The organism is Spirosoma pulveris (assembly GCF_054781875.1).
The window spans coordinates 163937-178986 of sequence record NZ_BAAGTO010000006.1 but is presented as its reverse complement, the minus strand read 5'-3'; the positions used below and the strand labels follow the sequence as shown (position 1 = coordinate 178986).

Annotated in this window: 9 protein-coding genes and 2 tRNA genes; 7 read left to right on the top strand and 4 right to left on the bottom strand. The window is 52.4% G+C overall.

Annotated elements, in window-relative coordinates:
* Position 1 precedes the first annotated feature (1 nt).
* The 5 genes from ACYVJM_RS20445 (at position 2) to ACYVJM_RS20425 (ending at position 8569) form a co-directional block, all read left to right on the top strand.
* Positions 2 to 2239, top strand: a complete 2238-nt coding sequence (locus ACYVJM_RS20445; protein WP_461150088.1) for a xanthine dehydrogenase family protein molybdopterin-binding subunit — start codon at positions 2 to 4, stop codon at positions 2237 to 2239.
* A 145-nt stretch (positions 2240 to 2384) separates the two neighbouring features.
* Positions 2385 to 3815 carry a PQQ-dependent sugar dehydrogenase gene (locus tag ACYVJM_RS20440; RefSeq protein WP_461150087.1) on the top strand — a complete coding sequence of 477 codons (1431 nt, stop codon included), beginning with the start codon at positions 2385 to 2387 and terminating at the stop codon, positions 3813 to 3815.
* Positions 3816 to 3899: 84 nt separating this feature from the next.
* The gene (locus ACYVJM_RS20435; protein WP_461150086.1) at positions 3900 to 4520 is read left to right on the top strand and encodes a DapH/DapD/GlmU-related protein; all 621 of its coding nucleotides are present in this window, start codon (positions 3900 to 3902) and stop codon (positions 4518 to 4520) included.
* Between the two features lie 66 nt (positions 4521 to 4586).
* On the top strand, positions 4587 to 7745 hold the full coding sequence (locus ACYVJM_RS20430) for a TonB-dependent receptor (protein WP_461150085.1): 3159 nt from the start codon (positions 4587 to 4589) through the stop codon (positions 7743 to 7745).
* A gap of 224 nt (positions 7746 to 7969) precedes the next feature.
* Complete coding sequence (locus tag ACYVJM_RS20425; RefSeq protein ID WP_461150084.1) at positions 7970 to 8569, top strand: laminin B domain-containing protein; 600 nt, start codon at positions 7970 to 7972, stop codon at positions 8567 to 8569.
* Between the two features lie 58 nt (positions 8570 to 8627).
* Here the strand turns inward: ACYVJM_RS20425 and ACYVJM_RS20420 are convergent.
* The 4 genes from ACYVJM_RS20420 to ACYVJM_RS20405 all read right to left on the bottom strand — a co-directional run bounded on the left by ACYVJM_RS20420 (position 8628) and on the right by ACYVJM_RS20405 (position 11985).
* Positions 8628 to 8712, bottom strand: a tRNA-Leu gene (locus ACYVJM_RS20420).
* A gap of 64 nt (positions 8713 to 8776) precedes the next feature.
* Positions 8777 to 8852: transfer RNA gene (locus ACYVJM_RS20415), tRNA-Gly, on the bottom strand.
* 147 nt (positions 8853 to 8999) lie between these two features.
* Entirely contained in the window at positions 9000 to 10697 is a 1698-nt protein-coding gene (locus ACYVJM_RS20410; RefSeq protein ID WP_461150083.1) for a hypothetical protein, read from the bottom strand.
* A gap of 31 nt (positions 10698 to 10728) precedes the next feature.
* A complete protein-coding gene (locus ACYVJM_RS20405; protein WP_461150082.1) occupies positions 10729 to 11985 on the bottom strand; it encodes a hypothetical protein in 1257 nt (418 codons plus the stop codon).
* A gap of 265 nt (positions 11986 to 12250) precedes the next feature.
* On the opposite strand from ACYVJM_RS20405, the gene ACYVJM_RS20400 reads away from it, so the two are divergent.
* The gene (locus ACYVJM_RS20400) at positions 12251 to 13396 is read left to right on the top strand and encodes a helix-turn-helix domain-containing protein (protein ID WP_461150081.1); all 1146 of its coding nucleotides are present in this window, start codon (positions 12251 to 12253) and stop codon (positions 13394 to 13396) included.
* A 76-nt stretch (positions 13397 to 13472) separates the two neighbouring features.
* A complete protein-coding gene (locus ACYVJM_RS20395) occupies positions 13473 to 15014 on the top strand; it encodes a S41 family peptidase (protein ID WP_461150080.1) in 1542 nt (513 codons plus the stop codon).
* Positions 15015 to 15050 lie beyond the last annotated feature (36 nt).

Sequence of the window (15050 nt, the reverse complement as noted above, 5' to 3'; positions counted from 1 at the left end):
CATGACCAAAGACTTAAAAAATCCGCCCATTGATCGGATCGATGGACGGATGAAAGTGACCGGCGGGGGCAAGTACTTCGCCGATTTTGAGGTACCTAACATGGCCTATTGCGTCATCGTTGGCAGCGAGATCGCTAGGGGGACCATTGCCAGTCTGGACACAAAAAAAGCGCTGAGCGCACCAGGTGTGCTGGGCGTATTTACGCACCAGAACATGCCGCCTATTCCGGGCTGGGACGCCCCCGTTGGCGGTGAAGCCGACGGCCCGGCCCCCAAACCGAAAACCGAGGAGACCTACCGAATACTGAGCAGTCCTAAAATTTTGTTTGACGGGCAACCCATCGCTATGGTCGTTGCCGACAGTTTTGAGCGAGCCACCTACGCGGCCTCACTCGTCAAAGCGACCTACACCAAGCAACCGGCCCGCACCGACTTACAGAAGCACCTGTCAGAAGGTGTCGCGCCCAGGGGCGAAGAGGGAGGCAACTACGTGCGGGGCACAGCCGACGGCTACAAAACGGCTCCGGTTACGCTGGAAGCGAACTACACGATTCCGGTAGAAGTCCATAATCCAATGGAGCTGCACGGTATTCTGGCTCACTGGACGGGAGCAAACTCGTTGATGATCTACGCCAAAACGCAGGGCGTAAATGCGACACAGCAGGCAATGGCCGAAGCGTTCAAGATCGACCCAAAGAACATCCATGTACATACGGAGTTCATGGGGGGCGGTTTTGGTATGGGTTTACGTACCTGGCCGCAGGAAACGGCGGTCGTCGCTATTGCCCGAAAAATCAACCGGCCTATAAAGCTGGTGGTAAACCGGAGTCAGATGTTTACCCTGGTTGGCCACCGGCCCTATACGGTACAAACGATCAACATGGGTGCCGATCAGGACGGCAAACTAATTGGGCTTGCCCACGCGGCTACCGCCGAAACGGCCAGTTATGAGGACTTCACCGAAGCCACCGTCAACATGACGAAGTTTCTGTATGCCTGCCCCAACGTGAGCACCCGCTACCGCATTGTACGACTCGACCGGAGCGTACCGATTTGGATGCGGGGTCCCGGCGAAGCCACGGGCGCCTTTGCACTGGAATCAGCGATGGACGAGATGGCCCATAAGCTGAACCTCGACCCCATCGAATTCCGGCTCCGCAATTACACCGAAACCGACCCGGAACGCAACCGCCCCTATTCGAGCAAACACCTGAAAGAAGCGTATCAGCGCGGGGCCGAGGCCATTGGCTGGAACAACCGCAAACTCCAGCCGGGTAGTACGCGGGAGGGCGACTGGCTGGTAGGCTATGGCATGAGCACCGGTACGTTCAATGCGTTCCGTTGGGAGGCCAGTGCCCGTGCCCTGCTGAAAGCCGATGGATCACTAACTATTCAAAGTGCCGTGACCGACATTGGACCCGGCACCGGAACGGCCCTGACCATGATCGCGCACAACGTACTGGGCGTACCCATGAATCGCATTAAGGTCGAGTATGGCGATACATCCTTGCCCAAAGCGCCCACACAGGGTGGTTCAGCCATTGTCTCGGCGGTGGGGTCGGCGGTGTTCGATGCCTGCACGAGCGTTAAAAATGAGCTGATGGAACTGGCCCTCAAAGCGGGTGGCCCATTGGCTGGCCGACAGGCCAGTGAATTAACGATGGCCGATGGTATACTTTCCGTCGAAAAAGAGCCGGGGAAAAAGGTAGCCGTCAGCGAGCTGATGCAGGCAAATAAACTGACGGTGATCGACAAAACGAAAGACTCGAAGGGTGGACCGGAACACGCAAAGTATTCAATGTACTCCTTTTCGGTTCATTTCGTGCAGGTACGTGTCAACCCGCTAACGGGGGTCGTGCGCGTGGCTAAAGCCGTGAGCGTGGCCGATTCGGGCCGTATCGTGAGTCCCAAAACGGCCGCCAGTCAGATGATTGGCGGAGTAGCGGGCGGCATCGGCATGGCCCTGACCGAAGAAGCGGTCATCGACCACCGCTTCGGCCGCTTCGTCAACAACAACCTGGCCGATTATCACGTAGCAGTTCACGCCGATGTGCCGGCCATTGAAACGATCATGATCGACAAGCCTGACCCGATCATCAATCCGATGGGCGCCAAAGGCATGGGCGAGATTGCTCTGATCGGATTTGCCGCAGCCGTTGCGAACGCCGTTTTCAACGCTACAGGCCAGCGCGTTCGTGACTTGCCCATTACGCCGGACAAGCTGCTGCGGGCTGTTTGAATATAGCTGGAAATCGACCCGACTTCCAGCCATCCGCCCAGCGTTCACCAATGTCTGAAAATGACAGGGCGGCCGGGCTGAAAGAACTGACGCCCGGCGTGTAAATTGCCAATCAGAAAAAGCTTCAGCCCTAATCGGATAAATAATGAATACGTCGTTAACGGTTATGTCATTGCGTGGTAGATTGTTTGTCAGCGTTGTTCTGTTGTTGGCGGGTATTGGTCAGTCGGTAGCGCAAAACGGTCAGGTCGTTTATAAAACCTACTGTGCCGGTTGCCACGGTGCCCAGTTGCAGGGCAGCGCGGGACCAGCGCTCATCAAAAAAGAATGGAAACACGGTGGCGACCGTACTTCTCTGTTGAAAACGATTCGAAATGGGATTCCATCGACCGAGATGATCAAATTCGAGGGCGTTCTTTCGGCAAAGGAGATTGAGGCCGTCACCGACTTCATTCTTAATGTGCAATCCTCCCCGGAGCTGGTAAAAAAGTCCGACTTACCTCTTCGCGTCGATACCGAACTGTACAAACTCAGGATCGAAAAACTGGTCACGGAAGGCTTGGAAAGCCCCTGGGGAATTGAGTTTGTCGACGCGAACCAGGCGTTGATTACCGGCAAAAACGGAGAGCTTTACGCACTGACTAACGGTAAGCTGGACCCTCAGAAAATTACCGGCCTGCCCAAAACCTACGGCACGGATCTGGTTGGCGGCATGATGGATCTGGCGCTCGACCCGGCCTACAAAACAAACGGATGGATTTACATCGGTTTCAGCCACAATCCGCAAAATAGCCCGGACAAAAAAACGGCGGGAATGACCAAAATTGTCCGTGGTAAGGTTCGGGAGCATCAGTGGGTAGAGGAGCAGACCTTGTTTCAGGTCCACGACTCGCTCCTGGTGACCGGCGGAACACGGTGGGGTTGTCGGTTTCTGTTCGATAAACAGGGGTATCTGTATTTTACCATTGGCGATATGAACCGCGCCAATGACGCCCAGATTTTATCGAGACCTTCCGGTAAAATCTATCGCATCAATCCCGACGGGACTATCCCGAAAGACAATCCCCTCTACGGCAAAGCGAACACCTTACAGGCTATTTACAGTTGGGGGAATCGCAACGCACAGGGACTGGCGCAGCACCCGGTAACGGGCGTGATCTACGCCAGCGAACACGGGCCGCAGGGCGGTGACGAACTGAATATTCTGAAGAAGGGCGCCAATTACGGGTGGCCGGTCATCACCTATGGCATTGACTACAACGGCAGCATTATCACCACAGAAACACAGCGGGATGGCATGGAGCAGCCAATTACCTACTGGACGCCCTCGATCGCCGTCAGTGCCATTGCCTTCGTAACCGGTCAGCGATTTCCGCGCTGGAAAAACAATTTGCTGGTCACAGCGCTCAAATTTGAAGAAATCCGACGCCTGGTGATCGACGGCGATAAAGTGCTCAAACAGGAAGTGCTGCTGAAAGGCTATGGGCGAGTACGGGATTTAAAGATCGGCCCGGACGGGGCTCTTTATGTACTCACCAATGCCCCGGATGCCCTGCTGCGAATTACGCCCGAGTAACGATCGTTCACTTCCGGCAGAAAGTACCTGTATCGCTTTCAGCCGGAAGCGCAACCCAATTTAAGGACAATAAAACTACAGCGAATGACGAGTCAATCTCACAATACCGATATTTTTCAACGGCTACAGGCTGGCGAACTTTTACGAAAAGACGATCCGGAGTACAGCAAATTTGGCGAAGTCGTTGGCCGCGCCATCCGATTATGCGTCCAGATGAATGCTACGGCAACGGACGTTGATCAGGTACGCCGTCAGTTAAGTACCATCATCGGTACCGAGATTGACGAGTCGACAACGATCTTCCCGCCCTTTCACACCAACTTTGGCCGGTTCATTCGGCTTGGCAAAAATATCTTTATTAATCATGCCTGCTCCTTTCTGGACATTGGGGGCATCACCATTGAGGATGACGTTCAGGTTGGCCCACGCGTCAACCTAACCTCCGAGAATCACCCGCTGGACCCGGCAGACCGCACTACGCTGATTCCCCGACCGATCGTGATCAAACGCAATGCCTGGCTTGGTGCGGGCGCTACGATTTTGCCCGGCGTTACTGTGGGGGAGAATGCCGTTGTAGCTGCCGGGGCCGTGGTGAGTCGGGATGTACCCGCAAATACCGTCGTAGCGGGTGTTCCGGCGAGAGTTGTCAAATTACTGGTAAGTGACGGCTGTGACTCATCAGACACGCATTTGTTCAAAGTATGATAACGCACACGTCATAACTGGGCAATATTGGCTGGGGATATTTGCAGGTACCCAAATCCCCAAGCAATGGTTAACTTTTCAAAGCTTTTTTTTATACTTTTTCTTTTTATAACTCATCTTTCAAACGCCCAAACTAATCTGGCGGGCATCTCCGGAAAAATAATCGATCAGGCTGGCAAACCACTGGAGATGGCTACCGTCCAGGTCAAAAATGAATCTACCGGCTTCAAGGCGAATACCGTATCCAATGAGAAAGGTGAATTCCGGCTGAAGGAGTTGCCCCTCGGAGCCCCTTATTCCATAACGGTTCAGTTCGTCGGTATGGCGACTCAGTCACAAACCGGCTTTGCGCTCAACCAGGGTGATCTCTTGCAGGTATCCTTCAAAATGGTCGAGAACACCCAGGAGCTGGAAACGGTCGTGATTACGTCAACATCGCTGACTAACAAGATCGAAAATATAGGCACGGCAACCGCTATTACGGCCAAAGACATCAACCGGCTGCCGGTAAACGGGCGAAACTTTTCAACCCTGGCCGACCTGTCGCCATTGAGCACCGGCAATAGTCTGGGCGGGCAGTTGGGTTCGGCCACTAATTTTACCATCGATGGCATGGCCGCCCGCAGCACCATTGCCGGTGGACAGCCTACGGGGGCTTATTCGATTACGATGGAGGCCGTTCGGGAGTTTCAGGTGGTAACCAACCAGTATGACGTCACCTACGGCAATGCCGGTGGAGGTACCATCAGTACCGTAACGAAGTCGGGAACCAACAAACTGAGCGGCAGCGCCTTCACCTTCCTGCGCACCAACTGGCTGTCGAGCCCCTACGGCTTAAATCAGCAGAAAAGAAACCTTCCCTTTAACACGGCGCAGTACGGCTTTTCGCTGGGTGGCCCCATCATCAAAGATAAACTGCACTTTTTTGTCGCCTGGGACCGTCAGGCCAGCACCCAACCGCTGCTGATCGCCCCGATTCAATCGACGGCCGATGTCCTGCGCTACAACGTGACCCAGGCCACCGAAGACAAGTTTCTGAGTATTGCCCGCAGCAAGTATGGGGTGGGCAGCGCTCCGCAGTTTGGTCAGTTTACGCGTTTTAAAAATACGCAGGCCCTTTTTGCCCGTATCGACTGGCAAATCAATGCGAAGAACCTCCTGACGATCCGTGATAACTACATCTATGATCTGGACAACCAGTCGGACGGCGATAATACAGCCATCAACATGTATGAGGTGTACAGCACTCGCAAGAGTTCCAATAACAGCCTGCTGGCTTCGTTGCGGACAACCATCAGTCCGAAAGTGACCAATGAACTGAAACTTCAGCACTTTTGGGAGTACAATAAAATGTACGCCAATCCGCAATTGCCGGAAGCCAATATCCCACGGGCAACGGTGGCCAATGTGGCCTCTGTAAACCCAACGGATTCGACCAAGACGCTGTTTACGAGTATCCAGTTGGGCGGCCAGCGCTACGGCGGAGACTATTTCAATAATAACCTCGTTCAGTTGGTTGACAACCTGTACGTAAATACCAATAAATTCAACTTCACCTTTGGCGCCGGTGTGACGTTCAGCAACCAGAACTCCATTTACGGAAGTGAAACCAACGGCCGTTTCTGGTATACCGGCCTGGACGCGTTCAACAACCTGGCTCCGTATCGGTTCACACGGGATGTGTACCTGAGCAACACGCCCAATGTTAAATTCAACGTGCTTATTCCGACCGTCTACGCACAGGCGCAAACGACGGTGGCACCGGGTCTGAACGTGACGGGGGGTATTCGTATCGATTATACCGATTACCTGACCAAACCGAATTTTAACCAGACCGTCTTCAACACGCTGGGCTTGCGCACCGACAACAAGCTGGCTACCCTTCAGATACAGCCACGGGTGCAGCTCACCTGGGATGTTCGTCAGGATGGAAAAGATATTGTTCGGTTAGGTGGTGGCATTCTGGGCTCGGCCCTGAACCCCTATTCGATGATCAACAACATGCTGTTTGACGGTAGCCACATTGCCAGCATTGATGTAACCGGTAATCTGGTGCCTGCGCCAAACTTCCCGGCCTACCGTGCCAATCCGGCCGCTGCTCCGGGCCTGGATCTGGTGAATAACCCTAACGTGCCGAAACTGTACACCATCAACATGAATGGCAAGGACGCCAAAGTCCCTACCGTTTATAAGCTCAATGGGTCGTACAGCCACTTCTTCAGCCCCAATTTCAGGATGAGCGTTGCGGGATATATGTCATTTGCCCGGAACAACTACACGTATATCGATAAGAACATGGTCGATCAGCCTTTTTTCACCTTATCGCAGGAGGCCAACCGCCCTGTTTACGTCCCTGCCTCATCGATTTTAACGTCTAATGGCTCACAGAACTGGACCCTTGGCCGTAAAACGACCGAAGTAGGCCGCGTGCTCGAACTGGAAAGTCTGGGTAAAGTAAATCAGGCGGCCGTTGTTGTGGATGCCAACTACCGGTATTTCCGGGATGGCGAAATTGCGGCTTCATACACCTGGAACCAGACGAAAGACAATACGTCTTACAACGGCAACGTAGCCAACACGGCAACATTGGTTCAGTATACGGCTGGCGATCCCCGCATCCTGAATCAGATGAACTACTCCGATAACCATTTCCAGAATAAAATTGTGGTTTACGGGAATACGCCTACCTTCTACGGGTTCAATTTGGGCTTCCGGTTTTCAGGGTTAAGCGGTACCCGCTATTCAATGATTGTGAATGGCAACATCAACGGCGATTTCGTGGAAACAAACGATCTGGCTTTTGTTTTCGACCCTAATAGCCCCGAAACGCCCCAGTATCTGCGAGACGGTATCAATGCCATTCTGAACAACCCCAACGTCGAAAAAAGCGCGAAAGATTACATCCGTAATAGCTTCGGGAAAGTTGCCGAACGGAATGGCGGGGTGAATCCTTTTTACGGAACGGTTGACCTGCGCCTGACTTATAAAGTTAAAACGTTCAAAAAGCAGTACCTCGAACTGTCCGGCGACTTGTTCAACACCGCTAACCTGATCAATAAGTCTTGGGGTATTAACCACGCGCTAGGTGCCACTACGCTGTTGTCCAGAGCGGGCTTCGATCCTGCCACAAACAACTATAAATACGCAGTCAACACTAACGCGGGGGTATCTGGCTTAAGCGGCAACCCGTACCAGTTTCAACTCGGTGCCCGATATGGATTCTAACCGCAAACACCTCCCCTGTTCAGTCCTTAATTTTCGTGACTGATCGGATACCGATTCCAGCGCATGGTCTAACCAGCCTTAGTAAGACTGTTTATCTATAAGGTTAAGTAAAAGAAAAGCCAGACCAAGTTGAGTCTGGCTTTTTACATTTATTAACAAATTATATTTATAGAAAACTAAAAGTTACTATATTTGACTATATAGAAAATTCTTCATTTGTTACAATGTCAGTGAAGCCGGGCAAGTCCATAGCTCTTATCCTCACTTTTTTAATTGGTTTTTCACCGGTCTTGCTGGTAAACTGTGTCCGTTTCAGTGAGCAGAGTCCGCCCCCGTCTAACATAGACACTTTTGATGGAGGTGATCAGGGCTGGCGTGTTTCGGACATTGCGGAAAGTACGGCACCGCATTATAGTGCTCATGGCGGTAACCCGGATGGATACATCTATGCCATCGACCGACTCGAAACGGCCTGGTACTTCATTGCCTCACCCGGCTTTACCCAAAAGGTACAAAAGGGATACGGGAAAGTACTGCGGTTTGATCTCATGCAGTCGAGCATTGCCAGTCAGTACGACGCCGATGATGTTATCCTGACGGACGGAAAAGACAAGCTCACGTTTAATACGGCCTATAACCCCGGCATCACCTGGACGAGCTATCGTATCCCATTGAATGAGTTCAGTGGATGGGAGATCAATCACAAAAAAGCGACGAAAGCAGATATTGAGCGTGTTTTAAGCAACCTAACCGAGGTACGGATACGGGGAGAGTTTAAAGCAAGAGAAGATACCGGCGGACTGGACAACGTATCTATCTTATAGAAAACAGCCGGTACAAAAACAGAAAAGCCGCTGACTATCAGCGGCTTTTCTGTTTTTGTACCAGGAGCGGGAGTCGAACCCGCACGGGCTTGAGGCCCACAGGATTTTAAGTCCGGCGTGTCTACCAATTCCACCATCCCGGCATTCCATGCTTCACTAAAGCGAAGCGGTCTTTACAAAAAAAGCACCGGTTTCGGTGCCTTTTTGTGGAGCGAAAGACGGGGTTCGAACCCGCGACCTCGACCTTGGCAAGGTCGCGCTCTACCAGCTGAGCTACTTTCGCATTATCAACTTCGCCTGCCAATCGGCGAATTGTGGATGCAAAGGTAGGCGTTTTTTGACGCTTGTCAAGTCCTCTGCCCAAAAAAAATCTATAAAATTTTACCCTAACTCGCCCAAAAACTGATTCTGAACGAGTTAGGACCACTTTTTAGAGTAAAGGCTCTTTAACCTGCGTATCGAATACCCCCGTTAAAACCCGGCCATTCCGTTTTACCTGTACCCAGATGCGGTAGTGACCAGCCCTTGGAAAAGCATACGGAAACTCAACCATGTTGTTCGTTTTCATGGAATGACTCATACCCGACATAGATGCGGATAGTACTTTATTTTTATCGGCTTCAGGCAATGTCTTCAGCTTATTGACATAGGCATCAATGCTGTCGCGGAAACGAACGGCATCCGGGTAACGAAATGTCCGGGATGTATCAGCGATTCGACTGGACAGGGACTCTTCTGCGGCCATAGAGTAGGTACCCACCGGATGAAGGTGAATATACACGGAGCCATCAGAACGCAGAATAGCCGCGTGTCCGGCCATACCCAGATAGGGCTCCAGAACTGTTGCTTTTCCCTGAGCATCGGCAACGGCAAATTTCAGGGTGTATAACTTACCGGCCTCCAGTACCGCGCCCGGCTTGTCCATCCAGAGCATGGAAGAGCCATCGTCCAGCTTCATGCTGGCACCCGGTTTTCCACAAACCACCATGTCGTTATCCAGGTGCGGTACGTTGACGGCCCCCGCTTTCACACCCATCGGCTCGGTTAGGAGCCAGCTATCGTCCGGATCCGTAGACTTGGCAGCGACTGCCGACTCCGCCGGGATTTTAAGCGAAGGTACGTCGACGGTATCCGTCAGCGTTTCGGCAAAACCATTTCGATAAACGACATCGGCGTAAAGCAGGTATTTACCCCCCGGCAGAGCTGGCAGGGCCGCTTCGAAATTCAACGTATCCCGCCGGTTAGGATGGAGGTGTGCAAAGGCATCCAGCCCCGGCATACGCACCAGAAACGCGTGCATCAGTTTGCCGTGGTCGGGCAGTATGTAGCTTACCATCCGGCGTTGCCGACGATCTTTGCCGGAACCGGTCGTATCGAATTGAATCGATAGCACCCGCTGTGCATCGGCTACGCGGACCGAGGCTTGGATGGGCGCGGGCTTGTACAACTGCTGGTTCCTGTACTCCTCAGCCGTGCTGTTCCACCAGGTTCGCCAGCCCGTCAGGATCAGCGCGATGGCAACCAGACCAGCCCCCATACCAACCAATCGCCGACGACCGAGTTTAGGCGGAGCGGGTTGCCCCGGCAGCACTACGCCATCCGAATTACTGGCCCCAATGATGGTGACCAGCATGACCACCAGCAACAGCCCCATAGCAGCCAGCCCCCAGCCTGTTTCGGCAGGCATGTCGCGTAAAGCTGTGGCAATGGCCATAACGGGTACAACAACCTGCTGTTTGCCATCAGGGCCGTCGATTGTGAGTTCGATGCTGGATGAGCCGGAACCCATCAGCCATAAATCGGCTTCGTAGCGGTTATCGGCCATCAGGACCAGTTCATCGTGCGTGGGGGCACCTTTATTGCCCGAGCGGAAGTAGATGGGGCGTGCACCAATGCTGTTCACCCGCCCCTGCTCTACATACACCGTAACTTTAGCCGTTCCGGGTACAACATCCGGCGGTTGCACACTGATCAACAACTGGTATTTACCCGCCTGTTTCTGCACAATTACACCCGAACTGCCCACGTGGGCAGATACAATAAGTGAATGACCGAATGCCAGGATGAATGAATAAAGAATAATAAACCACTTTATTCGACTTTGCCTTTTATAGGTTTGGGCTTGCATGTGCCTGATTTCTTTATACTTATAATGTGGCTTATCGAACGACCCGTTTCATCCAGTTACCCCACAGCAAGCCAATACGCGTTGAGAGGGTAGCATATACCAGTGCTTTCGCGAAGCCAATGCTGAAATCGGCAGCCGACTGTATGTTCCAGGGTGCAAACGCGTGGCGATACTCCCAATCGGGGGAACTGTCGTAGGTCCAGGAATACGAAAGGAAAATGCCGTTCTGGGCGTACGGCGACGTCAGCAGAAATTCGCCAAACGGCCATTGAACGGCGAGTAAAACAAGCATAAATCCAACGGCATAGACAACCGACAATACCCAGTCGTTCATCTTGCGTTTGCCTCCTGCCGGGGCTTCGAACCGATGCATGAGCCAGTCGAGAACAAGGCCCGGAATAATCAATACCAGCGGGAATACAAATGGCTGATAGTGCGTGATGGGATTCAGAACCGGGCCAAGACGGGGTGTTGCCGGGAAGTTCTGCAAGACCCAGCTCGGAATCAGCATGCTGAGCATGTAGATGGCCGCAATGGTGGTAATGGGCCAGCGCAAGAGCGAAGCCCGACCAACGGCCAGCAGATAGAAGGGCAGAATGATGGCGGCCGTCGCGTAAAAGCCGGACTCGTGCGATTCGCGCATACCCAGCGACTCCGAAAGCAGCGTGTATAGCATTGTTAGCAGCAACCCGGCCGAAATAGCAAACAGCCACTTGAGTCGGATACCCCGCTGAGCCGCTTCTGTAGACTCTTGAAGTGATTGTACCGGATTTCGGTATTTGTTTTGCAGGGCCAGTACGCCCACAATTGCGCCAAACTGCACCGTCATGATGCCGATAGCCAGAATCGTATGCGGGGGTGTCAGGATCTGAACGTCGAGCCCGTAGGTGTTGTGCCACCAATCATCGAACGGAGCCGATGTAAGCATGGCCAATGCGCCCCACACACAGAACATCGCGCCTAGCGGACCATAGAAGACACCCCAGAAGGGAACGGCCTGTGCGCGGCCGGGATGGTTTTTTGTTAATGTAAGGCTTAAAATCTGGTAAGCCGAAAACAGCCCCGATACAATAGCACCTACATAAATAACCACGTGGGGTGGAGCCAGTAGCCCATCGCGCCCGATACTCATGTGCCACATAATATCCCAGAGCAGGCCTATGAGTACACAAAGGGACGAAAAAACAACGGCGTAAACGTAAGTAGGTATACCCAGCCGCCAGCTACCGGAGCGAGCAGCCGTTTGCTCCCGACCGGATTCAAACGAAGAAGGAAATGCCGATTCCATAGGAATGGATAAAGTGGTTTAACAGCGAAATGATGTGGAAAGATACAAAAAGGTTGCACGCTCTTTTTGAAAAACTTTACGAACGGAAGGTGTAATTTATTTCATATATCCTTGTAAGACAACCAACTAAGTAGATGAGCGAAAATCCTCCTCGCTCAATGGTCGAATTGATAGGGCATTGTATTTATTTTGACGTTAACCCGACCAACCTGAACCCAAATGTGGCGCAGGTTGTCGACTAGACTAAGTAAACGCACGTTTGTCTATGACCATCTCTCCGTTCGACCTGATTTTACTGCTGGGTGCTTTACAGGGATTTATCCTGTCGACGTTGTTATGGACAACCCCAAAAGGACACCGGCTTTCGAATCGGCTGCTGGGTGCGCTGATCGGTTTGCTGGCGCTGATGAGCCTGGCCATAGCCGTACCTCTTTCTAATCGCTGGGTAATCTTCGCGTTGGATTTCCTGCCCCTCATCATGGCCATGCCGCTGGGGCCGCTTATTTACTTTTACACGAAAGCCATGCTGGACCCGGCTTTTCGGCTGGGTCGTCGGCAACGGCGGCATTTTTACCCCGTTGTGGTGGATTGGGGTGCCAAACTAATTGGCTGGATTTTTCTGGGGGGATTGCTTCTTGGCCTGGTTCCGGCATCGGATGGCCCGCTCTGGGGACATGTCATGAATGAATATGACACCTACGCTGATATTCCACGCTGGCTCTCTGTAACTACTTATCTTATTCTGACAAGACGCTGGCTCAACCAGTACAAACAAGCCAATGAAGACCAGAAAACAGGTACTCAGGCCCAGACGCTGCGATGGCTCTGGCAGTTTATCAACATTTTTTTGGGTTTTCAGGTCGTATGGCTCGTGCACCTGGTACCCTACATTATTCCGGATACCCGGTCGGCCTGGCTGGATCAGTTTGGCTGGTACCCGATTTATATTCCCATTGCCGTTTTAATTTACTGGCTGGGGCTGAAAGGTTATCTGCATGCCCGGTATAGCCCGGTCGAAGAGGCTCCTTTCAAAGCCAATGCCACGGTTATCCCCGCCGAAACCGTTGACAAGGCCATTAGCCTGTTGACACATGCCATGCAAACGGACAAACTCTACCTCGACCCGGAACTGACCGTTGACAAGGTTGGGCGGCACGTGCAGCTGCCATCAAAGACAGTGTCTTTTGTCTTGAATCAGCACCTCCGGAAAAGCTTCAATGCGTTTGTCAACGACTACCGGATTGAGGCTGTCAAGCGGCAGTTGACCAACCCCGCCAACCAGCATCTGACCCTAACCGGTATTGCCTTCGAGTGCGGGTTCAACTCACAGGCTACCTTTCAACGGGCCTTCCGGCAGGCAACGGGTCAGTCGCCTAAACAGTATATCGGGCATCAGGCCACGGAATCCTGAAAATCACTGCTCAAATCTGGATTTGAGTGGACTACTGCATTGATTATGGCCTGTTTTGGCCTAAAATCAATGCACCATGAAAACTATCGGTTGCCTTTTCCTTTCATTCCTGTTTTCGTTGGGTGGCCACGCCCAGCCAGCCATCGACTCACTAAAAACCAGAACCCTGCAACCCTCCGACATGCAGACCGACTTCGGTTACCTCCGCAGGCTGCTCGAAGAAACGCATCCGGGTTTGTACCGCTACACGCCCAAAGCCATCATGCAGGCAAAACTGGACAGCCTTGCCGGTACGCTGACCAAGCCACTTCCGTTCTACGATTTTTACCGCACCGTTGAAGCCCTCATGGCCGACATTCGCTGCGCACATACGCATGCATTACCAGAGAAAAACTGGCGCAATAAGTTCAATAAAGTACTGAAAACCAATCCATTTTTTATCTGGACCACTCAACAACGCTTCTTCGTCCTGATGAACGGTACGACCGACCAAACCATCAAACCCGGCTTCGAGCTACTTAGCATCAACGGCCAGCCGATGGACGATATCCGGCGGCAAATGGACCGACACCACTGGGCCGATGGCTATATCCAATCGTCAAAGAGTCAGATGCGGGGTGAACTTTTCAACTTGTTCTATTATTGGTTCGTCGGCCAGCCGGATACATTTTTGCTCAGATTCCGCAGCCTGACGGGCGATACGATTGAGGTGAATACGCCGGCGCAACCATACCGCATGTCGCTTCGGCAAATGATCAAAAATCCCATCAATAAGCAAATAGTCGCCTGGTATGTCAACAAAAAGCAGAAACACCCCTGGCGCTTGTCTTTCCCTGATACACTGGCAAACACTGCTATTCTTCGATTCGATGGCTTTGGGGGCGAGGGGGCCAGAAACAGTACTGAAGCCGTGACCGTCTTTCGGACATTTATGGATAAAAGCCTGGCTAAAATGGAAAAGCAACGAATTCAGCACTTGATCGTTGATGTCAGAGGCAATACGGGTGGGTGGGACAGTCAGGGGATTGAGTTGCTCACGTATCTGATGAAGACGGATTCGGCGGTACCCTATTACAAACGCCAACACAGTATCAGCGATGGCACCACCGGGAGCGAGTTTCTTGTCTTTTCGGATCTCTCCGAAGCCAACCGGAAAAATATAAAAAATGAGTTGACCGCTGAACATGACGGTACGTTTACGCTCAAACAAGACAGCGGCATTGATTCGACGGGTCGAACCCCCAAACGGTATGCTCCTAAACCAAATCGGTTCAGGGGACAGGTTTATGTGCTCATGAATGGCGAAAGTGCCTCGACAGCGTCGGAGTTTCTGGCGGTTGCCCATGCCAATAAAGTGGGCGTTTTTATCGGTACGGAATCCGGCGGTGCCTATGAAGGGGGCAATGGGGGTAGTTTTATTACCCTTGGACTCCCCAAGTCAGGCATACAGGTAACAACACCGCTGGTTTATTACAACAATGCCGTGCCTGAACCAAAGCAGAAAGGGCGCGGCACACTGCCGGATTACGACGTGCCCGTAACCATAAATGATTTGCTGATGCATACCGATTCACAATTTGATTTTGTCGTGACCTTAATCCGGAAGCAGCCTCAATGAAGTTCTGAAAAGCAAACCCTTGTACAATCCGGTGAG